This window comes from Bacillus sp. BB51/4 (genome assembly GCF_008368845.1).
Taxonomy (GTDB): domain Bacteria; phylum Bacillota; class Bacilli; order Bacillales; family Bacillaceae_G; genus Bacillus_A; species Bacillus_A wiedmannii.
Window position 1 is genome coordinate 26,216 of sequence record NZ_QOSC01000021.1, and the last position, 22,913, is coordinate 49,128.

The 22,913-nt window shown below is 32.4% G+C and carries 21 protein-coding genes and 1 pseudogene; 5 read left to right on the forward strand and 17 right to left on the reverse strand.

What is annotated here, in order from left to right:
• Positions 1 to 10: 10 nt before the first annotated feature.
• The 5 genes from DN392_RS26335 to DN392_RS26355 all read right to left on the reverse strand — a co-directional run bounded on the left by DN392_RS26335 (position 11) and on the right by DN392_RS26355 (position 4,173).
• Entirely contained in the window at positions 11 to 1,411 is a 1,401-nt protein-coding gene (locus DN392_RS26335; RefSeq protein ID WP_071742597.1) for a protoporphyrinogen oxidase, read from the reverse strand.
• A gap of 60 nt (positions 1,412 to 1,471) precedes the next feature.
• Positions 1,472 to 2,200: an alpha/beta fold hydrolase gene (locus DN392_RS26340; protein ID WP_071742599.1), complete on the reverse strand. Its 729-nt coding sequence runs from the start codon at positions 2,198 to 2,200 to the stop codon at positions 1,472 to 1,474.
• Positions 2,201 to 2,314: 114 nt separating this feature from the next.
• Entirely contained in the window at positions 2,315 to 2,464 is a 150-nt protein-coding gene (locus DN392_RS26345) for an aspartyl-phosphate phosphatase Spo0E family protein (protein WP_000424360.1), read from the reverse strand.
• 166 nt (positions 2,465 to 2,630) lie between these two features.
• A complete protein-coding gene (locus DN392_RS26350; protein ID WP_000428951.1) occupies positions 2,631 to 3,578 on the reverse strand; it encodes a hypothetical protein in 948 nt (315 codons plus the stop codon).
• 34 nt (positions 3,579 to 3,612) lie between these two features.
• Positions 3,613 to 4,173, reverse strand: coding sequence for a helix-turn-helix domain-containing protein (locus DN392_RS26355; RefSeq protein WP_071742601.1), 561 nt, complete (start codon positions 4,171 to 4,173; stop codon positions 3,613 to 3,615).
• 171 nt (positions 4,174 to 4,344) lie between these two features.
• On the opposite strand from DN392_RS26355, the gene DN392_RS26360 reads away from it, so the two are divergent.
• A complete protein-coding gene (locus DN392_RS26360; RefSeq protein ID WP_048566432.1) occupies positions 4,345 to 5,232 on the forward strand; it encodes a DMT family transporter in 888 nt (295 codons plus the stop codon).
• 38 nt (positions 5,233 to 5,270) lie between these two features.
• Here the strand turns inward: DN392_RS26360 and DN392_RS26365 are convergent, their stop codons facing one another.
• The 3 genes from DN392_RS26365 to catA form a co-directional block, all read right to left on the reverse strand.
• The gene (locus tag DN392_RS26365) at positions 5,271 to 5,783 is read right to left on the reverse strand and encodes a GNAT family N-acetyltransferase (protein ID WP_048563037.1); all 513 of its coding nucleotides are present in this window, start codon (positions 5,781 to 5,783) and stop codon (positions 5,271 to 5,273) included.
• 149 nt (positions 5,784 to 5,932) lie between these two features.
• Positions 5,933 to 6,877 carry a GNAT family N-acetyltransferase gene (locus DN392_RS26370; protein WP_116891179.1) on the reverse strand — a complete coding sequence of 315 codons (945 nt, stop codon included), beginning with the start codon at positions 6,875 to 6,877 and terminating at the stop codon, positions 5,933 to 5,935.
• 203 nt (positions 6,878 to 7,080) lie between these two features.
• Positions 7,081 to 7,731, reverse strand: a complete 651-nt coding sequence (gene catA / locus DN392_RS26375; protein WP_048566434.1) for a type A chloramphenicol O-acetyltransferase — start codon at positions 7,729 to 7,731, stop codon at positions 7,081 to 7,083.
• A 199-nt stretch (positions 7,732 to 7,930) separates the two neighbouring features.
• Here catA and DN392_RS26380 point away from each other — a divergent pair, with 199 nt between their 5' ends.
• Positions 7,931 to 8,113, forward strand: coding sequence for a DUF4021 domain-containing protein (locus DN392_RS26380; RefSeq protein ID WP_000998381.1), 183 nt, complete (start codon positions 7,931 to 7,933; stop codon positions 8,111 to 8,113).
• Between the two features lie 47 nt (positions 8,114 to 8,160).
• Here DN392_RS26380 and DN392_RS26385 read toward each other — a convergent pair whose 3' ends face one another.
• Positions 8,161 to 10,392 carry an MMPL family transporter gene (locus DN392_RS26385; protein WP_071742603.1) on the reverse strand — a complete coding sequence of 744 codons (2,232 nt, stop codon included), beginning with the start codon at positions 10,390 to 10,392 and terminating at the stop codon, positions 8,161 to 8,163.
• A 116-nt stretch (positions 10,393 to 10,508) separates the two neighbouring features.
• Here DN392_RS26385 and DN392_RS26390 point away from each other — a divergent pair, with 116 nt between their 5' ends.
• Positions 10,509 to 11,117 carry a TetR/AcrR family transcriptional regulator gene (locus DN392_RS26390; RefSeq protein WP_149238116.1) on the forward strand — a complete coding sequence of 203 codons (609 nt, stop codon included), beginning with the start codon at positions 10,509 to 10,511 and terminating at the stop codon, positions 11,115 to 11,117.
• Between the two features lie 72 nt (positions 11,118 to 11,189).
• Here the strand turns inward: DN392_RS26390 and DN392_RS26395 are convergent, their stop codons facing one another.
• Together DN392_RS26395 and DN392_RS26400 are read right to left on the reverse strand one after the other, a co-directional pair.
• On the reverse strand, positions 11,190 to 11,843 hold the full coding sequence (locus DN392_RS26395; protein ID WP_071742604.1) for an MBL fold metallo-hydrolase: 654 nt from the start codon (positions 11,841 to 11,843) through the stop codon (positions 11,190 to 11,192).
• Between the two features lie 57 nt (positions 11,844 to 11,900).
• Positions 11,901 to 12,308, reverse strand: coding sequence for a GNAT family N-acetyltransferase (locus DN392_RS26400; RefSeq protein ID WP_001065227.1), 408 nt, complete (start codon positions 12,306 to 12,308; stop codon positions 11,901 to 11,903).
• Between the two features lie 534 nt (positions 12,309 to 12,842).
• Between DN392_RS26400 and DN392_RS26405 the strand changes: the two genes are divergently transcribed.
• Positions 12,843 to 13,283, forward strand: coding sequence for a MarR family winged helix-turn-helix transcriptional regulator (locus DN392_RS26405; protein ID WP_000018440.1), 441 nt, complete (start codon positions 12,843 to 12,845; stop codon positions 13,281 to 13,283).
• Positions 13,284 to 13,317: 34 nt separating this feature from the next.
• Entirely contained in the window at positions 13,318 to 14,139 is an 822-nt protein-coding gene (locus tag DN392_RS26410; RefSeq protein ID WP_048566438.1) for a class I SAM-dependent methyltransferase, read from the forward strand.
• Between the two features lie 428 nt (positions 14,140 to 14,567).
• On the opposite strand, the gene DN392_RS26415 is transcribed toward DN392_RS26410, so the two are convergent.
• The 6 genes and pseudogenes from DN392_RS26415 to DN392_RS26440 all read right to left on the reverse strand — a co-directional run.
• Positions 14,568 to 15,065, reverse strand: coding sequence for a DM13 domain-containing protein (locus DN392_RS26415; RefSeq protein WP_000824738.1), 498 nt, complete (start codon positions 15,063 to 15,065; stop codon positions 14,568 to 14,570).
• A 97-nt stretch (positions 15,066 to 15,162) separates the two neighbouring features.
• Positions 15,163 to 16,221: a sensor histidine kinase gene (locus tag DN392_RS26420; protein WP_001239402.1), complete on the reverse strand. Its 1,059-nt coding sequence runs from the start codon at positions 16,219 to 16,221 to the stop codon at positions 15,163 to 15,165.
• On the reverse strand, positions 16,218 to 16,931 hold the full coding sequence (locus tag DN392_RS26425; RefSeq protein ID WP_000746049.1) for a response regulator transcription factor: 714 nt from the start codon (positions 16,929 to 16,931) through the stop codon (positions 16,218 to 16,220). The genes DN392_RS26420 and DN392_RS26425 overlap by 4 nt, the downstream gene beginning before the upstream one ends.
• A 291-nt stretch (positions 16,932 to 17,222) precedes the next feature.
• The gene (locus DN392_RS26430; protein ID WP_000811544.1) at positions 17,223 to 19,439 is read right to left on the reverse strand and encodes a binary toxin-like calcium binding domain-containing protein; all 2,217 of its coding nucleotides are present in this window, start codon (positions 19,437 to 19,439) and stop codon (positions 17,223 to 17,225) included.
• 266 nt (positions 19,440 to 19,705) lie between these two features.
• Positions 19,706 to 22,111: a PAS domain S-box protein gene (locus tag DN392_RS26435; protein ID WP_048566439.1), complete on the reverse strand. Its 2,406-nt coding sequence runs from the start codon at positions 22,109 to 22,111 to the stop codon at positions 19,706 to 19,708.
• 268 nt (positions 22,112 to 22,379) lie between these two features.
• Positions 22,380 to 22,631, reverse strand: a pseudogene (locus DN392_RS26440) (hypothetical protein); the annotation flags it as partial.
• Positions 22,632 to 22,913 lie beyond the last annotated feature (282 nt).

A 22,913-nucleotide genomic window follows, 5' to 3' on the forward strand; every position in this document is an offset into this window, starting at 1 on the left:
TTATACTATGTTAGTTTGACGATTCATTTAATGTTGCAATTATTTCATTTGCAGTGTTCTTCCCATTTCCAATACACGCACCAATTCCGACACCGTAATATGAAGCTCCAGCTAAGTATACATTAGGATAAAGATCCGTCATTTTTTCTTGTAATATTTGAACAGCTTGATTATGTTCTAAATGATATTTCGGCATTAAATCTTTCCAATTTGTAACTTCAACTACTTCTGGTTTCCCTTTAACCCCCAGGCTCTTTTCAATATCATATAAAGCGACTTGTACCAATTCTTCTTCACTATAATTTTTAATCGTTGCATATACTGGATTTGTACTCTTATAAAACATTCTTACTAATAGCTTTTGTTTTCCCGATGTATGCTTCCACTTCCGGCTTGTCCATGTACACGCATCACAATGTAAATCACTGTTTTCCGTTACGATAAATCCTGTGCCGTCCGCCGGTAATTGTTCATCAAGTATATCAAATCCTAAGTAAATACTTATAAGAGATGAGTTTTTAAATGTATGAAACTGCTCGTTTAACTCATTAGACTGTAATAAAGTTTCTGCGATATCATGCGGAGCTGCTAAAACAACATAATCAGCTTGGATTGATTCATGATTTGCAAAGGAGATTTCATAGCGATCACCTTGTTTCCTTACAGCAGTCGTTACAGCGCCTTTCTTAACGACTGTCTCAGTCAGCATTTCTTCTAAACGATCAATAATCGTAGATAGTCCACCTTTAAATGATACGAACTTTTTGTTTCCTGCTGATTGAAACTGTTTTTTATTCTCTTCAAAACCTTTAATAATACTTCCATATTTATTTTTATAATTCAGTAAATACGGTAATGTCGATGCCATAGTAAGTTCATTCAATTTACCGGAATATACTCCTGAAAGCACCGGAGCAATTTGTCTTTCCACTAACTCTTTCCCTAAAAAGCTTTCTAAAAATACAGCAAGTGAAGTATCTTTTGTAAACTCTTTATTTTTCGTTATAAAATCTTTTAAAGCAACAATTTTCCCTTTCGTTGATACTAGCGTACTGCTAAACAAAGACTCCACACTCATCGGTATCCCAAATATAGTGTCAGATGGAATTGGGTGTAAAGTATTATCAGAATGTATGTAAGAAATACCCGTTTCGTTATATACCATTTCTTCTTCTAAATTCAAATCTTTTACAAGCGGCATAACATGTTCATTACGAGCAACGATAGAATCCGCTCCTGATTCCATAATAAAATCCTTTTCTTCTACACTATGGATTTTACCACCTAAGTACTCTTCTTTTTCTACAAGGATTAAATTTAAATCGATATTATTATCCTTTTTTAATTTTTCTAAATAAAACATAGTAGAAAGTCCCGTTATACCTCCACCGATAACAACAACTGTTTTCATATGTGCTGCGCTCCTAACCGATACAATTAATAATTCCTTTATTATTATACCCAAAAGTCCTTATATTCGACTAGCAGCTTGTGCATTCTGTAAGAAATTAGACAATATATTCGAATATATTTCTGGTTGATCGTTATGCACTAAATGACCAGCAAACGGAATAACAGCAATATAAATATTATCGTTTAATTGTTTGAACATTGTAGTAGCTGTAACTTCATCTTCTGCATCTCCCCCAGCAATACAAAGTGTAGGTATTTGAAGATTAGCTACATCACCTGTTTCATCAAATGGGTACCAATCTTTAACTTGCCACGATTCAAGTAATGCTTTCCAGTCACTTTTCTCATGAATTTCATTCATATACGTTACAACTTCTTCATTTTCCATCAATTGCTGATGGCACTTCGCTTCATACTCCTGGGACTCTTCCCAATTCTCTTTCTTAACCGGAAAGATACCTGAAAAAGTTAATGTTCTCACTTTATCTGGATACTTTTTTGCAAATAATAAAGCGACTAATCCTCCTAGGGAAACACCAACTATATGACATCTATCAATTTGTAAATGTACTAACGTATCATGTAGATCCTTTACAGAACGTAGGAAATAATTCTCCAATGTCCCCCCTGATCTTCCATGTCCTCTTAAATCAGGACGAATTACTTGATAGTTTTTTTCTTGAAAAAATGCTACCTGCTCTTCATACTCTACTAAACCCGTCATACCACCAGAGTGTAAAAGCATAATTGGTTCCCCTTCGCCTGAAATGTGCGTATGTAATATCATATATCCCTCTCCTACAAAACAGAATATTCTATCTATTGCTAGTATATAGAATATACATCTGAATTTCCAAATAAAAAAGAACTATAACATTTTCAAATCATGCCATAGTTCTTTTTATTTTAAAAACATAAAGTAATTAATCAATTTGTCTATTTCTTGACTTAATGCCAATACTTTTTCATGTTGAATTCCGTAATCTGATACTAAATATAAAAGTTCTTCTTTCTTTATTTCAATAGCTTTTTCCAATTTTACTAATTCCATGTCGTTTTACTTCTCTCTCCAATACTAAAATATATGTATTTTAGTATAGCCTATTTACATAATTAGTAAAAGTAAAATAAGCATGTAAAATCTTACAAATATAAAAATAATATACTATCAACAAAAAATTTTAAATTTAACCCTTTATACAGATCATTAGACTTCATTACGTATTAATAACAAATCGAAATTTCTCTAATGTAATATCTTTATATTCTGGGGCTCTCTTTATATGATCAAAATAACTATATGAGAATTTAAAAACATGCCCGAAATCCCAATCAAACGCACTATAGTCTTTTAGCCAAAATTGATTTTCTGTTGGTAATACATAAGCACGTTTTGATTCGATTAAAGGTAAACGATCTATAGGTGAGTGCAAGTTAATTTCAGTATTCGGCATAAGATATTGACTAGCACGTAACACGTATACTAGTTTTAACAGTGGACGTATCCCTCGTTGGAATATATCTCTATGCCCTAAATCATACATAATATTAATTGCATGAGAAAAAGTAAGCAAATGACCAATTAAATCATGATGCGCTTCCGCTCTATAAATAATATTAAATTGCGAGAGCTCCTTTAAAATAAACTTAGATAATTGTTTCGGATTTTTGAATTCACTTTCTATCTCATCGTTTATACTTAATTGTTTTACTTCCTTCGTCGTAAAACCAATCCACGATCTACCAGGAATTGTTTTTCGAAACGATAATATAAGGTTAGTAATCCCTTCAATTGCTTGATTATTCCCCCATTTTTGTAACTCTTTTATAGCTAATAAACTTAATGCAGCATAAATGACATTATGCCCCACCCAATGAAGTTCATCAATTGTATGCTCCAATGATTTTATAATCCGTTTTTCAGCACTTTGAAAATCAATTTCTTCTTTACTATCGATGATTTCACCTAAGTTTTGATTGTTCAACATCATTTTTGATTGGGAATACATACTATGAGTGATCTCTTCTTCCATATTGTTATCTTTCATGAAAAAATAACTAGCAATTGCAGCTGCTCCGAAATGCGCATGCCAAATATCATTTGTTTGTTTTTTACACTGAGAAATAATTGAAAGACCATCTCTTAAAACAGTTTTATTTTCCATCTATTTTTCCCCCGTAATAAAAATCACTTAATACTCATCCTAAAGATGGTGTCAATACAAATAAAATATGATTGGATTCATCACTTTTATTCAAAAAGCGATGTTTCACATTTGGCGGAATACGTACAACATCGCCTTCTTCTAAAAAATATTCTTTTCCTTCTAACTCCACATACACTTCTCCTTTCATAACAACAGCAATCTCTTCTTTATCTTCATGTGAATAGTGACTTTCCGTTGTGTTTGCTTGTTTATTTAAATCCATCATTAGCATTTCAATACGTGCTTTCATAAAATCCGGTGTTAATACATCATATACAATGTGATCATTATTTTCTCGATATACTTTTTTTCGATCTTTTTTCTTAGAAATGAGTGAATCTGTATCAATCTCATTAATAAAAAGTGTAAATAGCGGTACATTTAATGCTTTCGCAATTAATTCCAATACACTTAAAGAAGGATTCGCATATCCTCGTTCAATTTGACTAATTAGTGAAGTACTAATTCCTACATAATTAGCAAATTCACGAATTGTCATATTATTTTTCTTACGATAACTTAATACAGTTTGTCCGAGTCTATCATGTATCATAGTAAAACCTTCCTTTCGTTCATCATATTGCATATTTCGTTGTCTTTGTGCTGACATAGTAAACAAAGGCAAATAATCCTTTCCTATCGCCTTAAGGACTTATATACTTACCTTTGTACATTATATCGTATTAATTTTATTATAATAAACATTGTATCGGAGGGACAAACTGTGAAATCGCCTATTCTTTCATATTGCATCTTATTTTTCGGCGTATTCGCCCTATCAACTTCAGCAATTTTCGTAAAATTGGCAGATGCTCCTGCGGCTATCATTGCTTTTTATCGATTATTCTTTGCTGCACTGATTCTATTACCGTTATTACTATTTAATAAAAATAATCGAAACGAGCTAAAAACAGTAACAAGAAGACAATGGGGATTCGGATTCATATCCGGGCTATTTTTAGCTGCACATTATGTACTATGGTTTGAATCATTACAATATACTTCTGTAGCGAGTTCTACAGTTATCGTAACGTTACAACCTTTATTTTCAATGATTGGTGGTTACTTTCTATTTAAAGAGAGATTTACGAAAGGAGCGGTTATTGGTTGCCTCATCGCTATTTCAGGAAGTATCGTCATCGGATGGCAAGACTTCCAAATTAGCAGAGAAGCATTATACGGAGATATTTTAGCCTTTATTGCGGCCGGAATTATTACCGCTTACTTTTTCATTAGCCAACATGTTCGTAAAGATTTATCACTTATACCGTATTCGGTAATTAGTTATGGAAGTAGCGCCTGTTTTCTCGGTATATTTGCCTACATGCAGCAAGAATCTTTCATCCATTACTCTACACAAACTTGGTTGTGCTTTATCGGCTTAGCTTTCATTGCTACGATTTTAGGTCAAACAATATTCAATTGGTTATTAAAATGGATGAGTGCTACAGTTATCTCTATGAGCATTTTAGGAGAAACGATTGGAACTTGTATACTAGCGTACTTTATATTAAATGAGACTATTTCTTTACAACAAGGACTAGGCATTACAGTTATTTTTATTGGCTTAGCATTATTTTTAGTGCAACCAAAACTGCCTAACAACAACTAACAAATAAAAAGCATGACAGTATAATGTCATGCTTTTCACTATCCATTATGTATGATTAAACCATCAGGTCTAAAACGACTCATCATAATTTCATTAATAAACTTTCCGTGAGCCTTCAAATTCCCTACTTTTATTCCCTCTTCTACAAATCCAAATTTTTCATATAGCGATTTCGCTTTCGGATTCGTTGCTAAAACACCAAGCTCTACTCGCTCTAACATTAACCAATTATCAGCCAAATCAAGCATTTTTGTAAGAAGTGCTTTCCCAATGCCTTTATTATGATATTCACTATCTACCCCCATAAACAAATCCCCCGAATGAGATCTACGTCCTGGGCTTTGGGTTAATCCAACAAATCCGACAACTTTTCCATCATACTCTGCAACAAATTCAAATTGATTTGGCGCTAAATTACGAATTCTATTTTCCATCGCATCTACACGCATACTAGGTAAGAAAACCATATAAGGTAAAACATCATCTTGTATGCATATACGATGAATTGCTCTAGCATCTTGTATTTCTACCGCTCTTAGTTTGATCTCCATATTTTCTCCCCTCCATATTCATAACAATACATATTCATTCTAGACCCCTGGGTGAAACCCCTTCTCTTCTATATTTCTTTATGTTATTTTTACATAATCATTTCAGTATAACATCCAATTTATGAACAGCTTATCTACATTAATGCAGGTTAACTTTTTACTTTATTATATAACTCCAGCAGCTTTTCAATTGGAACACCATCTATTGTCATACCGGTTATATCACAATTTTCTATTTCCATATTTTTTAGATTACTATTACATATCGTACTACCTTCCAAATCACATCTATTAAATGAAATAGGATGTTTACCTTCTCCAAGGTTTGTATCTTTAAAATGAACTCCACCTAAAGTCACAAAAGAAAATTTACTACCGGAAAGATTTAAATCGGCATATAAAGAACTTTTAAAATTTATATTTCTAAACTTTGATTGACTCACATTACAATTACTCATATTCATATGCATTATATTACTACCAACAAATGCACTATTTTTTAAATTTACTTGATAATATTCTGTATTTGTTAGATTACAGTTTTCATATTGGTTATTTTTCATATCATTATTTTTAATCAGGTTCTCTTTAGCTGACTCTACAGTTATTCTTTTTACATAACAATACTCATCTTCAGATTTGAAAATTATTTCATAGCCCATTTTTTTATAAAAATGATGATTATTAATTTGTCTACTAGATGTTTCGAGATCCCAAATCCTTATGTTCGGATATTCCGCCTCTATTAATTTAATAACATGTGATCCAATCCCTTTTCCTTGATAATTAGGATCAACAAAAATACGATCAATTCGACCGTATGACTTACCAGAGATCGTAACTATAATACCCCCGATTATTTCTTTATCCATTATCACATTAAAAGAATCGAGTTCTTCAATCGAATATTTCATCATTTCAACTGAAGAATAACCTGGTGGTTGAATGTTATAGTCAATTACATCACCTTGATCGCTTAGCCAATGTTTTGCTTCTTCATTAAATGTTCGTGTCATTATTTCTGTTAACTTTTCAGCATCTAAAATTGTAGCTTTTTCTATACAGATTATCGTCATTTTTGTTTTCCCCTTCATTGTTACAAAATAATAAGTTTTATGAACGGTATAGTTATAAAATAAAGAAAATTAAAATCAATTATCTTATTTACTATTAAACTACAAATCAACCTATATTTTCCACTGTAACTCAATATTAATGAATAAAATAGAGAACATGCAATATAAACATGTTCTCTTCTTTTATTTATTTTTAATTGTATATTATTAAAAATTAGATATTACTTTAGCCACTCGTTGCAACTATTACTTAACTCCTGTAAATCCTCTAGGAATCGACTCGCATGATACCCATCACAAACCGAATGATGGACTTGTAATGAAACTGGTAGTATAACCTTATTCTCTTCATTAAAATATTTCCCACAAGTTATTATCGGTAATAGAAAATCACCATCATTATTAATATTTAGATTAAATCCAGTAAAACTAGCCCAAGGTATACTAGAAATAGGAAAAGTATTTGGCGGAATATTCTCTTTCGTGAAGAGACCATGAACATTAGCATAGCATCTCATATCTTCTTCATAATTTTTATAGAAAATGTGGAAATCACTAGAATAATCCGTCCATATACTTGAAAAAGATTTATCATCTTTATGGAAGATTGTATAACTTGGTGTCATTTCCTCCCAATAACCTAAAACTCCTTCATCATTAAAACATGTTCGAAATTCTTTATGATTATTTAATACTCTAGAAATTAAATATATAAAAACGGGATAAAATTTTATTCCCTTTTGATGTAATTCCTTTAATAACCTCGTAATATCAACATTCACAGTCATACTAAACGTACATTTCAACTTTAAATAATGTTCAAAATACTGCTCTCTATTCCAATTTTCTCTGTCAATTATATGAAACCTCATTGTAATAGCCTCCTAAAATTTCATTTTATTTTAGAAGGCTAACTTTCTTGTTCTCACCACAACTTTTCACTCCTTACAATTTAAATTTATCCTCAAGTTTTTATTTAATTATATAACATCTGCAAAAATCCATTCACATATTTCTTGGAATCCAACCACATACTATTAATAAATCAACTGACGTTTGGAGGATTCAAACATGAATGACAAAAATGTAAATAAAAAAGATAATGCTATCGCAAACAATACACCTATTCAAAATAATAATACTGTAAACCTTAATGTAGAAGAACAAGCAATGAATGGCTTATACGGAATGCCAGAAACTGCTATTGAAGATGCTGATCATGCTGTAACTGATGATTTGACTTCAAAAAATTAATAAACTACATAGAAGAAAGCCAAGGAAAGTATCCTTGGCTTTCTTAACTATGCATCCACCTTTTGTACTTCTTCACTTTTTCTTGAAAGTTTTCCTGGCCAAAAAGCAAAGCGTCCTAAAACGACCGTAATCGCAGGTACAAGTAATGGTCTAACAATAAAGGTATCTAGTAGTACACCAATTGCAGTTACGATACCAAATTGAACAAGAACTTGAATTGGAAGTGTACCTAACACTGCAAAAGTTCCTGCTAAAATTAAACCTGCTGATGTAATGACACTACCTGTTTGTATAACGCCATTTTTTACTGCATCCAAGTGATTTTGTGTCTTTCTGTTTTTCCATATTTCAGAAACCATAAAGATATTATAATCTTCACCTAAAGCAACTAGAAATACGAATGCATACAACGGTATCGCACCTTGAATGGCTGGCGCTCCCATACCATAATGAAGTAATAGCCATCCTGCTCCTAGTGCCGAGAAGAACGATAATACAACAGTTACAATTAAATAAATCATCGCGACAATAGATCGTAAGTAAACAAGTAATAATAAAGCTATAATACTAATCATTACTGGAATGATAACTGCTTCATCACGTTCCGTAATTTGTTTTGTGTCATATAGTGACGCTGTTTCTCCACCAATCCACAATTGATCTTCAACATTATTAATCCCAGCATCTTTTAATACTTTTTCTACACTACTTTTCAATTTAGGGATTTGATCTAACGCTTCAATTGAGTATGGATTTTCAGCTAAAGAAACCTCATACATTTGTATTTGCTTATTTTCTTTACCCTCTTTTGGGTCTTTTACTGTATTTACAAAAGAAAATTTCTCTAGTTCTTCTTTAATAGGAAGCTCTTTTCTTTTCGTATCAACAACAACTTTTACTTGTGCTAGTTCCCCAGCTGAAAAATGATCACTAATTAACGTAAACCCTTCACGTGAAGGCATATCTTTCGGAAACGATTCTAATAAGTCATATGTGTATTGAATACGTGGTACAAATGAAGCCAATCCACTTAAAACAAATACAGTGAGCATAATTATTGTCCACGGTCTTCGTACTACAACATCTCCAAGTTTTTCACTAAAGGCACCTTTTGATTTTTTAACTTTTACGACTTTCTTTTTCTTTCTTGCAAATTCCTCATTCATTGAAGTTGTTCTCGGTATAAATGGGAAGAATGCAGTTCTACCGAAAATTAATAATAACGCTGGTAAAATTGTTAAAGCAGCAATTCCCATTATGAATACAGCAACACTAAATGGTACCGCAAATCGATGAAAGGCACCGTAATGAGCGAGTAATAATGTTCCTAATCCAAGTACAACAGTTAACGCACTCATTATAATTGCTCCGCCAGAAGCTTTAATTGCAAGTTGCAATGCTTTATATTTACTTTCTTCCTCTAGCAAGTACTCTCTATATCTCGAAATTAAAAATAGACAATAGTCCGTTCCAGCACCAAACAATAATACTGTCATAATTGATATCGCTTGGGCATCTACTTTAATCCATCCGTGATCAGCTAAAAAACCGAGTGTAGGACTAATAATACCGTATGCAAAGCCCACAACAAGTAAAGGTAAAATTGCTAAAATTGGTGAACGGTACAGTAAAATTAATAGGACTAATACGAGTAGTACAGTGGCAATTAATAATTTCACATCTGCTTGACTAAATAAACTAACTGCATCTGTTTGAATGCCTACAGGTCCAGATAATCGAACATGTAAACCAGAATCACTTATTTTTTGTTTAAATGGATCTTCATCGACCTTACTATTCACTATGTTTCTTAAATCATCAAGATTTCCTTTTAATATATCTGTTCCAGCAGCCTTGTTAAAGAATACTGGTGTAACAAATGATGTACCATCTTTTGATGCACTTTTTGATAATACTTGTTCCGGAATTGTATCAAATGGTGGTAACGTTGATTGTTCCTTTAAAGGACTGGCCTTTAATTCTTTATAAACGTCTTGTATGAGTTTATAATCCTGTGACTGTAATCCACCATCTCTATACCATACTACTAACAAAGGATTTCCTGCATTATTCGGAAACTCTTTTTTCATAAGTGCTTCCGCTTGCTGCGACATAGCTGTTTCAGGTAAATTTTTCGGATTCGGTTCTTTCGTACTGTTTACTTGTGGCAATGTAAATGAAAGTAATAATGTAATAAGAATCCAAACCGATAAAGTTATCCACTGTGTATGCTTCCCTGCTACAAGCCTCCCTAACATATGTAACGGGTGCTTTTTCATAAAAACCCACCTTCCTTTTTTCCTCTAACATTAATTATATATACTGGTTGGTTAATTAATCAAGAATGAATAAAACTTTGTGTTATAATTATCTCAACAATACATGTCAGGAGCGAATGGATTTGGAACAAAAACAACGTCCTCTCGGAAGGCCTCGTCAAAATAAAAATACAAAGTCTACAAAAGAAACCATTTTGGAAGTTGCAACTCGGCTATTTCTTACTCAAAATTATCAAGTCGTTTCCATGGATGAAGTTGCAAAAGTTTGTGGTGTGACGAAAGCAACCGTCTACTATTACTATTCAACAAAAGCAGATTTATTTACCGCTACTATGATTCAAATGATGGTACGTATACGCGAGAATATGTCTCAAATCCTTTCTACAAATAAGACTTTAAAAGAAAGATTATTGGACTTCGCTAAAGTCTACTTACACGCAACGATGGATATTGATATGAAGAATTTTATGAAAGATGCAAAACTATCATTATCTGAAGAACAATTGAAAGAATTAAAAGACGCTGAAGACAACATGTATGAAGTATTAGAAAAAGCACTCGATAACGCGATGCAACTTGGAGAAATCCCGAAAGGAAATGCTACATTTGCTGCTTACGCTTTCGTTTCTTTATTATCAATGGGGCATTTTAAGGATGAGAGCCATAATGATTTCCCTTCAAATATAGATAAATTAGCAAAAGAAATCGTTTCTTTTTATTGTTGAGACATGGTTAGGTCATTCATATTAAATAGATTATACTTCAGCACAGTTTAACAAAAAATTCCTCTTCAACTTTTACAAATTTTGAATTTGAATCTTTATATTCTCCTTACTTAATCCCCCATGGTAACAAACTACCGATTCAATATCTAGATTTAAATACTTCTTCAAAGACTGTTGTGCTTCCTTAACATTTAAAGTTGTTGGGGCGTGAATTCCTCCTAACTTTCCATTCACGCTATACATCGAGTCTCCTGCAATAAGGGTTTTACTTTGTTTCAAATATAAACTAATATGACCTGGAGTGTGTCCTGGGGTATGTAGAATTTGTATCCCGCCGCAATACGGAAGTTCTTGCCCATCTATCACCGTATTACTAACTTTTCCTTTTGGTGGATTCTCTACATTTCCATCTTTCAATAAAGGTAACTCTCCCTCAATATATGGCTTATCTAGCTCGTGCGCATAAACTTTAATATCGCTTACACCATTCTTCAACAAATCAGGAAGGCTACCTATATGATCTATATCCTGATGCGTTAAAATCAAAACATTTAGCTTATCAACGGGTATCCCTACTCTTTCCATCTCTACTTGTATGTCTTCAAATTGTCCAGGGAAACCAGTATCTATTAACACTGCCATTTCATCATCCCATAAAAGAATTGGGTGAATAATAAATTCTTGAAACTCAAGTTGTAACATTTCTACCCCTTTAGCAATCTCCATATAGTCAGTCTCCTTTATTGAAAATATGCACAAGTACACTGAAAATATAAAGCCACACTATCTTTTAATATGTTTTGTCATCCCAATAGAGAATGTCTCAAACCCAATAGATTCGTAATAAGATTGCAATTTTTCCACACACATAAGTTGGGGAATAACCTTGTTTTGTTCACAGTGCTGGATTAATCGTTCTACGATTTCTTTTCCAATACCAATGGACTGAAACTTTGGCGATACACATACACCACAAATAACGCCTGTTATTACACCATCTGATATAATACGCCCCATCCCCACTAACTCTTTATCATCAAAAGCATAAATTACATACCAACTTTGTTTACACATTTGTTCCAATTCATTCAGCGTTAAATTAAGAGAATTCCATTCTAAAGATTCATATAAGCTTAATAATCCATTGAAATCTGATGGGTGTTTAATTGTGTAATTTATTCTATTATTCATGTAAATACCCCTTATTCCTTCGTTTGTTTGTATTTTATAAAATTACCCTTATTAATATGAAATTAATTTAAATAAACTTCCATAAAAATAATAAAATTCCTACTCAACATAAAATAAAAAGAAGTTAACCTCACCTCAGTTAACTTCTTTTATAAAAATCTATTATTATATTATCAACCAAAAATCATACAGCTACAGACGATAAGAACAAACAAAACTAATAAACCATTTGAGAAATAACCCATAGAACACTACCCCTTTATTTCATTATGTAAAAGATTTTATCATAAAATTATTTACAACATAATAACTGAAAAAGACATTGCATTCATTACTTATATATATTTAGTAATATTTTATTTTTGGCCATATTCGTCTTTTCTAAAATCACTTCTCATCCTCCTCTTCTTTAGTTCACATAATCTCAAAATAACAAATTAGTAAATGTTAATTTACTATAATAAGTTTAAACATTTGATTTATAGCTAAATTAGTAATAAAATAATGACTAAATCCAAAAAGGAAGCGAAAATAATGTCCCATAAAGAATTATTAAACGAATACATGAATTTATTATTAAATATGTCAGGTACTTTCAAATTACTATCAGAAAAATCCTCTGAATTTACACATTTAGAACAACACGTAGTAGAGTATATCGCCCAGCAAAAAGTACCTGTAAATTCAAAGATGATTGCTAGTTATTTAAACATTCCTAAGCAACAATTAAGTATAACTGTACGTAACTTAGAACAAAACGGATATATTGTAAAAAAGCAAGATACGGTAGATAAAAGAGCTGTATTAATTTCTCTGACAGAAAAAGCTGAAAAGGTACATTATGAGAGATGGAAACAAATTTATAAAAATTTCACAGTAAACCTCGAACAATTATCCGAAGAAGATAGGCGGGATTTAACTTACGGACTATATAAAACAAATACAATGCTCTCAAAAATGTTAAATAACGACTAAATATATTGTTTTATTATGCAACGGAGGATGTTTCATGGTTAAAGAGTTAGATTTACAATCAGTACAAGGTACGATGCTTATTCCCCTATGGGGACGAGCATATGGCAGTGAGAAAAATAAGGATATTTTAGATGATACAGAGGCTATTCGAATAATTAAAGAATGCGATTTTGACTTCTCAACAATAGCAAATACATTTGGCGAATACGGATGTATCACATACATTACTCGTGCACGAAAAATTGATGATACGATAAAACAATTTATAGGAAAACACCCGAACGCCACTATAGTAAATATCGGTTCAGGACTAGATACTACTTTTTCAAGAATTGATAACGGTACAATACATTGGTATAACCTTGATTTACCCGATGCAATCTCTTTTCGCAAGACTTTAATTGAAGATACACCAAGGAATATTAGTATCGCTAAATCATTTTTTGATACTTCTTGGTTTGACGATATAAGATATGATCCAAACGACGGTATTCTTTTTATATCAGCAGGTGTATTTTATTACTTTAAAGAAGAAGATTTAAAAGAGATCATAGTTGCTATGTCAAAACGTTTTCCTGGAGGAGAGCTATATTTTGATGCTGAATCAAAATTCGCACTGAACCTTTCGAATGCAACTGTAAAAAAATCTGGCAATAACGGCGCGATGATGTATTTTTATGTAAACAATCCAAAATCAATAGAAAAATGGTCTTCAAACATAAAAATATTAAGCTGCTCCCCTTTCTTTAAAGGTATACCTACAAATAAAGATTGGGATGGTAGTACACGTATTATGATGCGAGTTGTAAACGTAATAAAGATGTTGAAGTTTGTTCATTTGCGGTTTAAAAAATAATAAATAAAGAAGACCTCAATACATTTATATTTAGGTTATACATGTTAAACTTAAAAAAAGGCAGGAACATATTTGATATGTTCCTGCCTTTTTCTTATGGGGTACCGATACATAGTCATCTAGCTATGAAAAGCAACTACCCCAAAATGAGAAATTTGGCATCTTAACACCCCTCAAGTGGCTTCTGTATATAATACAGTTTAAATTTAATTTTTCTTGATAAATCAAAGATTTCCTGGCATACTCTTAAAATTATTTATGCACGAATAAAATCTCTTCGTAAACGTCCAATTGCACTAAAATATACAAAAATTGAGAAATATGAAAAAGACACTCTTATGAGTGCCCTTCTTAGCAACTAAGTCCGCTGTAGCTTTTACCATAACCCATATGAATTTCGCCTGTAAGAGGAAATTTTAAGTTCATATTTAATTATTAAAATAAACCGCACCAAAGTTTTCATTAAATCTTTTACACCAAACAGAAACCGAACCATATTCACTTACATCTATCCCTTCAGGAATTTCGTAGTTTTGGTCTCCTTTATTTCCCTTTAATTTTCCTAATTCAATATACTGATAGTTTTTTACGTCTTCATTATTTTTCAAACGATTTGTAGGAACTAATACAACTCGTACATCTGGCCCATTTGATGTTGCAAAATTAGAAAGTCGTAAAACACGTTTTCCATCCGCTAATTGGTGAATTTTTGCCGTTCCAGTTGTTTCATGGACACCGTTTTGAAACTGACCTTCCCTTATTACTCGATCACTTTGTTGCCTTACTTCAGTTGATTGTATCTCTGCTTGTGGCAATGATTCATTTACACGCTTATCAATAAATAATTTCTCTGGTCGGAACAATGACCATAAAATCCCCAATACAATTATTAAACCACCTATAAGCCATACATATTTTCTTTTCATAAAGTAAAAAACCTCCTGTAACATACTGTGTAGTAGTATGTTAACAAGAAGGTCTTTCATTTTTCTAACGTAAATGTTACAAAAGTCTTTCAGCATCTTATTTTTTTACTGATGTGATGGGAAGAGTGAACCAAAATTCACTTCCCTGCTTACCATCTGCGCGATTCCTTACGCCAATTTCCCCTTTGTGCATTTCAATCAATGATTTTGCAATAGCTAATCCAAGTCCGGAACCTCCAGATTGTGAACTTCTTGATCGATCTGTTCTAAAAAAACGTTCAAATACACGTAATTGATCATTTGGAGAAATTCCCATTCCTTCATCCCGCATAGTGAATTGGACCTGTTGAGTTGGTTTATTTTCCACTACAGTCAATTCAATTGTTCCAGAGATAGGAGAATATCGAATTGCATTATGTAATAAATTACCTATGACCCTTTCAATTTTACAGGGCATAATCAAAAGCCGAGGTAATGTATCAGGGACATCCAATTGCACATGGATTTGTTTGTCTCCTAATAAGACAGAATGTGACTCTAATACATCTAATAGAACTTTATCTAAATGTGTGAAACTTGGGTGAAAATCTACTTGCTCAAACTCTAACTTTGAAAGATCAAATAAGTCGTTAATTAATCCATTTAATCTTTCTATTTCTTTTAAAACCGTTGCTAAGTATTGCTTTTTCATTTCAGGATCTTCAATCAGGTTATCTTGTAATGCTTCTATCATCATTTGCATACTAGCCATAGGTGTTCGTAAGTCGTGTGAGATATTGGTAATTAGCTCCTTACGAGAGTTTTCTTGTTCCTCTAACTTAGTAAACCCTTCTTCTAATTTTTTTGCCATCTGTTGAAAGGCTGTTGCCAATTCTTTAAACTCACGTGGTTCTTGCCCAATTATATACATCGTTTCAAAGTGTCTATCACTAAATTGTTTCGTCAATTTTATTAAATTTTGTATAGATCTCATGATAGGACGTGTCATTAACCAATAAATAAACGTTGAAATAATGAATGCCACAAATGCAATTACTGTTAATAACCGCGTTTGTTCCGGTTCAAGTAACATTTTGGTCTCACTATACCATATAGCAATTACCATAATACTGGTACTTAATAGATTCATGAGTAACAATTGAATACGTAATCTCATGTTTCATTTCCTCCATTTGGCTCAAAGCGATATCCTATACCCCAAACCGTATGAATCCAACGATTCTTTATCGTATGCTTTTCGAGCTTTTCACGTAAACGACTCACTAACACGGTAACTGTGTTTGATGCCCCTTCATGTCCAAAATCCCAAATTAATTCAAGAAGCTGCGAGCGAGAAAATACTTGTTTTGGATGCTTTGCCATGAGATAAAGTACCTCAAACTCTTTCACCGTTAACTCCACTTCCTTATCACAAACAAGTACATATCTTGTCTTTGGATATATTTTTAAATCTGGAAACTCTATCACTTCCAATAGAGACTCTTTCGCTTGTATTGGTACATGGCTTCCTCTTCTTAGTATAATTTGAACCCTTAATACTAATTCACGGGGGGAAAATGGCTTTGTTAAATAATCATCAGCCCCCATTGTTAAGCCTAAAATTCGATCCCTTTCCTCTCCCTTAGCAGTTAACATAATAATAGGGACATTTGACTGTTGACGAATTTCCTCGCATAATTCCCATCCATCTTTTTTTGGCATCATCAAATCTAATATAATTAAATCTGGTTGATGTGTAAGAAATAAATCCCAACCTTCTTTACCATTTACAGCGGTATAAACTTCATATTCTTCTCTTTCTAAATACCGTTTGCATACTTCTCGAATATTTTCTTCATCTTCTACGATTAAAATTCTTTTCTTCATATACTATCCTCGCTTCTTTTTCACCAATAACACAAAATTTTTTTTTCTATTATCCAATGAAAATTCAGAAAATAAATTTTGTAATACAGATAGTAATCTTAACATTTGATTACTTATATGACTAGATAGGTATTTAAAATAGTAGTTACTAAATTATATAAATTAAAAGGAATGAGTCCGATTCAACATCGAACTCATTCCTTATTAGTAACCTAAATTATTGTATCTAACTTTTCGGATTCAATTCATTTCCGGTCCTCTTTTCAAACTTAGTAACAGAACTGTTACCTATTACTGAACTCTTGATAGATTCCATGCTATAGTATCAGTCCCATTCTCTCCATTACCATATTTCATATAATCGATTAAATATCCTACCTTTAACTTGTTACCATTAGATAGTATGTTCCATTGCTTATGGTATCCAGTGAAATTCTTTGGATATGCATGATTAAATTTAAAAGTACTTGCGTTCTGTTTTTGATCTAAATGGATATAACTATCTTGAAGTTTTAAATATGCATAATCTGAATAAATAGGATTTCGAAATTTAATTAATACCTCTTCATCCTTTTTAATTGGTTTTCCAGGTTTAGGTTGACCTACTCTTTCAATAATTACATTCACTTTTTCATCGCTAGATTTTTCAGCCCAAAGATACTCCCATTTATTCCCGGCATGATGACTTCCCCAATAAGCTGTATTTCCATATGAAGCTACGGTATAAGGAACCCCTTCTGTAACAAATTCACCTGAATTATCTACTACATAATCTTCAAATTCTTTATTAGCTTTAATTTCAGTATCAATCTTTTGTGTAGGGGTTAGATTGTGTGCGTCATTGATTTCAAATGTAACTTTTCTGTGCGCAGCAATTTCAGATTTAATAGGGTGTATATTTTCTCTAGACTCATATGTAAATCCATTCTCACGTTTAACTAGTGTTACTGTTTGTGACGGAGCATTCCATTTCTTACTATAAATAGTAGGAATCTCTTTACTCACATCAAATAAACCAGGTAAAATTGTTGCCCTAATCTTTTGCGTCACAGAATCATAACTACCTTCTACTAATGTTGGTTGCTGTAGTTTTGCAAAAGCACCGTGTACAGAGTCTTTATATAAATAACCGCGATCTCCCTGTCCCGCTTTTAAATCGTTCAATGCATCAGTTCCATTATTAGCTGAAACCACTGATACGTTATTAGTACTTTTAGCCTTGTTTACAATATGATTTACTTTTTTCGTATCTATATTTACATGTTGAAAAACTTCGTTATAGGATAAAACTGGCTTATCAGCAATGGATTTGTCTTTAGGAGTATATACCCTAAACTTTGGTATATTTCCTATATCTGTTTCTAATTGTTCAGTAGCTGCATTTACTCTAGACTCATATCTCCCTGAATCCCCCAAATGCATAATTTCTTCACCTTTTTCAATAGATAAATCCATTGTACTTGTAGGTAAAACTTCAATCGAAAGAAGTTCCCCTTGTTCAACAGCTTTCAATTCATCCAAAGATAAGACAATATTCGCATCTGCTTGTCCTTCTAAACTGTCAATTACTACTTCTGTTTTATTCCGTCCACCTTTTTCTGTACTTAAATAGTTTGCTTTATAACGATCTTGTGTTGCCTTTACAGTATTAATAATTTTGTTTCCTAAACGAATATTAAAATGAGGCGAAACATTTTCAGCGGATGCTGTTCCTACATTCTTATATTCCAAATGTACCCGTAATTTTGCTGCGTTCGCTGTATCCACAGTTGTTGCAGTAGACCAATCAAAATTATTTGTATAACTCTCCGTTTCCGTAGTTGTTTTTGAATATCCGTATCCCACATTTGCTGAAACACTTCCGGAAGGAACAGGACCGGCTGCTGAGCCTTCTACACCACCTGAACCACTTAAACCTACATTAAATGAATGTTGTGTAGATACACTTTTTTCCCATCCTCTGCTAACTGATCCGCCATTATTATCCGTAATGGTTGCAATAGGAATTACTTCAATTCGTTTGACACCAATTTGCAAATTCGGCATGTTGGCAACTATCGGATTGAAATTAGTATCAGAATCGTTGTTATAATTCTCAACCTCATACATATCAGTAAAAGGATCACCATCCGTATTTGCATTCATAGGATTCGATATAAATTTTGGTTTCCCTTTATCCTTCTCGGGATCCCATGCTTTCGCTTCATTTTTTCCAGTTTGTGAATTGAATTCAATTTTATATCCATTCATCTCTAAGTCGTTAGAAATACCATCTTTATCCCAATCGTTGTTTGCCATTTCAATGTTTTGTGTAATGAGTGAACCTATTTCCCCATCAGATCCGAGCGTGAAATTCTTATCTTCTTTTTTTACATTTGCATTCTCTTTGAATATTTCAACTGTACCTCCTGGATTCGGTTGTTTTACATCTGCTAAAGCAGGAGATGCTAAAGTCAGTGCCATCGATACACTACCTAATACACTAATTGCTGGCTTCAATTGTTTCATTGTTATTTTTCCTCCTTGGTTTCTAGGTCAATTAGAACACCTACTAGTAAGATTAATTTCATCATATATAACAAATCTTTCTTTTCTCTCTCATAACTGTTAAAAAAGTCTCTCGTAAATGTTACAAAACACTTACAGAGTTTTTAAAATCTATATATGAAACATTAAAAAGCCGTAATATGAAGAATCGATTACAATATATACAAAAAAGCAGCTAGCCAAAGCTAACTGCTTACTAATTTATAAAATTTCAGTAAAAGAATATATTAATTTTGAAGTGTGCAAATTGGAAGAGTGACTTCAACTATAGTTCCCTTATTCACTTCACTCTCAATAAATACCTTCCCCTGGTGTGTTTCAATAATTTTATAACATACCATTAATCCTAAGCCGATTCCCTCTTCCTTAATACTGTAAAAAGGTTCTCCTAAATATGGTATACGTTCTTTTGGAATCCCACATCCTTGATCGATAAAGCGAATCCTTATTTGATTATTATCAAGTTTATCAAATTGAATCAAAATTTCTCCTCCTGTTGGCATGGATTCAATTGCATTTTTTATAATATTAACAAATACTTGTTTTAATTGATTTCCTTCACATGGAATCAATGGAATACCAGGTGTAAAATCAATTCTAATTTTTATATTATTCATCATTGCTTGAGGTTGCAGTAGCATTAAAACTTGATCCATTAGCACACTAATATCATTAGGTTGTATCTTTAACACCTGTGGTTTGGCTACCGCCATAAATTCATTAGTAATACTTTCTATACGCTCAATCTCTGATGATACTATATTTATATACCCCTGATTATTCTCAGTTTCCGTTGATTTTAGTAATTGCATAAACCCTTTCATTGCGGTTAATGGATTATTAATTTCATGAGCCATTGCAGTCGCTAATTGTCCTACGACAGCAAGTTTTTCAGATTTCCGTAGTAATTCTTCTGTTTTTAGCCGTTCAGTGATATCACGAGAAATACTCAGGAAAACCTTTTTACCATTTAAGTTAAAAACACGGACACTAAACTCAGTTGTTATTATTTTTCCTGTTGGAAAAGCATATTCATCTTGCAAAGTGAAGGAAGTTTGTCCCTCTCTAATTTTTTCTAACAACCTTACAATCATTTTAGAATCTTGTGGTACTACATTTGGAAATGGTAACGAGAGCAGCTCATCTCTACTATATCCAAATCTTTTACAACCAACAGGGTTTACCTCAATGAATCGACTGGGAACATAATTTTCATTCAGCTCTACTACATATACTGCATCAGTTGCTTGTTCGATTAGTGCACGGTACTTCATTTCACTATCTTTTAATTGTTGATGTAATCGATGTCGCTCTCTTTCTGCTTGTTTTCTTTCAGAGATGTCTCTACATATTGCAGATAAAGCTATCATATTTCCTCTTACGTCTAATATAGGAGAAACTGTCAGACTGACATCAAGAAGACTTCCATCGTTACGTCGTCTAACAGTTTCTAATCTAGTAACTACGGATTCTCCTGTTAGAATTTTCTGGATATTTTTGAGTGATTCTTCCATTAAGAAATCTGGTACACAGGGTAATCTCTTACCTATGATTTCTTCTAATGACCATCCAAATATCTTTTCATAAGCTTTATTTGCTTGTAAAATATGCCCTTCTCGATCAGAAATGGTAATAGCATCTACATTATGCTTTATAAATGATTCTAGTAATTCTTTGGTAGCTCTTAATTCTGATTCTACCTTTTTTCTTTCGGTTATATCGACTGTAGAACCAACAACTTCAATAACTTGTCCATTTCGTTTAATCGGCCTAAGTGCAATAAGAATAATTGTTTTATCATCTGGCCAGGGTAATTCGAATATAATTTCTTTCCCTTCCCATGCCTGAAGATAATACTTCATCAATTGTGAAACTAAATGTGGTGGAACAATAGAGGCATCAATAGTCCGTAAGCTTTTCCCTACCACCTGTTCAGAGTAAAATCCTTTTTGATAATAAAACTGTCCATCACATAAAGTGTGTATAAAGTGCTTACCCACTTTTTTAAATTTAAAAATCCCTCCTTGAAGCTCATGTACGGTATCTGTAAGTTCTTGCTTTGATTTTTTTAATTCCCGATTCATTTTAGATAAGTCCTGTGTTAAATAATATAATCTCTGGTAGGCTTCCATAAGAAATAGCCCAATTAAAAGTCCTAACGCTATATATAATAAACCTCCAGAGTAAAGTAACGTAGTATTAAAGAATACACCAACTAACCACTTTATTCCGACAAAAACAGAAAAATATAAAGATGCACTTTTAAAAGGCTGAAGGTTTTTAGAATATGTTTTAATAGTAGAAAATAGAACACTCATACTTAAATATGCAATCACAGGTGGCTCCCAATACCCACCAATGAAAAAGATACGCATTATAATTATGCTAATTAGTGTAATCAAGCCAGCAATGCGACCAAAGTAAATAAAAGATAGAATAAGAGGAACAACTCGAAGATCGTAGGAAAATCCCATGTATGGAAAAGAAAAGAGCATCAAAGTAACTGCAATAATCCCTCCATAGAATTTTTCGAAATATCGCCTGGAATGAATCAAAAACACTTGAATAAATATCGCTGCGCTAACTAATAAAGAAAAAATAGAAAGATTGATGAAATAGTCTTTAATAATCATGTAATGTCCCTCCTTGCATTAAAGATATATTCGACAAAAAAACAGAAAATCCTACAATTATTACAAACAGTTTAGGTGCAAAAAATATAATTCCCTACATGACAGTACATGTAAATAGTATCATATTGATTCAAATCGAAAACCAGGAAATCTTCCATTAGAACCTTCAAATCCCCCAAAAATAAGGTGTTTTTTTAAATGTTATGTACAAAAAACGTAGGAATATTTTATTCCTACGTTTTTTATAAATTAATCAATTCCTTCACTATTACAATTCTTCTAATTCCTCAATTTCGGCTTTTCGCTTTAAAAATATTGCAATATCCTTATTCTCCCTTTCTATTAAACCAAGAGCATGTCTATAATTTAAAGCTAATTCTTTATAACCCCATATATATTCTATTGTTGTCGCTTTACTATGTTTATGATCCGCAAAATACCATTCTAAAGGTTGTAAAGGGTTCGATACTTCAAACAATTCTGCTGGCTACCATGAAGACAAGTTTTCATTTTCACCCAGTCGCCTTCTTTGGGCCAACGAGGATCTGTCATTGGTATTCTCGTTAGAACTATACTTTATGGATTTGAATTAACTTTTTTATTACTTGTTGCTCTTTTAATGTATTTGCAGTGCTTCCACCTGCAGAGCCTCTTCCTAATATTTCAACTTCATATTTTGTATCCTTTGTAGCCTCTTCTAGTCCTTTTCTTTCTTTTCAAGTTCGCCTATATTTCATGTCAAATTACAAGAGTGAGTCAGGCCACTCTAAATCGTAGATTAGAAAAACATGAATAATATTCT

Coding starts and splice junctions, on each gene's coding strand:
- DN392_RS26335 (WP_071742597.1), bottom strand. CDS start 1,411: ATGAAAACAGTTGTTGTTATCGGTGGAGGTATAACGGGACTTTCTACT.
- DN392_RS26340 (WP_071742599.1), bottom strand. CDS start 2,200: ATGATATTACATACGCACATTTCAGGCGAAGGGGAACCAATTATGCTT.
- DN392_RS26345 (WP_000424360.1), bottom strand. CDS start 2,464: ATGGAATTAGTAAAATTGGAAAAAGCTATTGAAATAAAGAAAGAAGAA.
- DN392_RS26350 (WP_000428951.1), bottom strand. CDS start 3,578: ATGGAAAATAAAACTGTTTTAAGAGATGGTCTTTCAATTATTTCTCAG.
- DN392_RS26355 (WP_071742601.1), bottom strand. CDS start 4,173: ATGATACATGATAGACTCGGACAAACTGTATTAAGTTATCGTAAGAAA.
- DN392_RS26365 (WP_048563037.1), bottom strand. CDS start 5,783: ATGGAGATCAAACTAAGAGCGGTAGAAATACAAGATGCTAGAGCAATT.
- DN392_RS26370 (WP_116891179.1), bottom strand. CDS start 6,877: ATGAAGGGGAAAACAAAAATGACGATAATCTGTATAGAAAAAGCTACA.
- catA (WP_048566434.1), bottom strand. CDS start 7,731: ATGAGGTTTCATATAATTGACAGAGAAAATTGGAATAGAGAGCAGTAT.
- DN392_RS26380 (WP_000998381.1), top strand. CDS start 7,931: ATGAATGACAAAAATGTAAATAAAAAAGATAATGCTATCGCAAACAAT.
- DN392_RS26385 (WP_071742603.1), bottom strand. CDS start 10,392: ATGAAAAAGCACCCGTTACATATGTTAGGGAGGCTTGTAGCAGGGAAG.
- DN392_RS26390 (WP_149238116.1), top strand. CDS start 10,509: ATGGATTTGGAACAAAAACAACGTCCTCTCGGAAGGCCTCGTCAAAAT.
- DN392_RS26395 (WP_071742604.1), bottom strand. CDS start 11,843: ATGGAGATTGCTAAAGGGGTAGAAATGTTACAACTTGAGTTTCAAGAA.
- DN392_RS26400 (WP_001065227.1), bottom strand. CDS start 12,308: ATGAATAATAGAATAAATTACACAATTAAACACCCATCAGATTTCAAT.
- DN392_RS26405 (WP_000018440.1), top strand. CDS start 12,843: ATGTCCCATAAAGAATTATTAAACGAATACATGAATTTATTATTAAAT.
- DN392_RS26410 (WP_048566438.1), top strand. CDS start 13,318: ATGGTTAAAGAGTTAGATTTACAATCAGTACAAGGTACGATGCTTATT.
- DN392_RS26415 (WP_000824738.1), bottom strand. CDS start 15,065: ATGAAAAGAAAATATGTATGGCTTATAGGTGGTTTAATAATTGTATTG.
- DN392_RS26420 (WP_001239402.1), bottom strand. CDS start 16,221: ATGAGATTACGTATTCAATTGTTACTCATGAATCTATTAAGTACCAGT.
- DN392_RS26425 (WP_000746049.1), bottom strand. CDS start 16,931: ATGAAGAAAAGAATTTTAATCGTAGAAGATGAAGAAAATATTCGAGAA.
- DN392_RS26430 (WP_000811544.1), bottom strand. CDS start 19,439: ATGAAACAATTGAAGCCAGCAATTAGTGTATTAGGTAGTGTATCGATG.
- DN392_RS26435 (WP_048566439.1), bottom strand. CDS start 22,111: ATGATTATTAAAGACTATTTCATCAATCTTTCTATTTTTTCTTTATTA.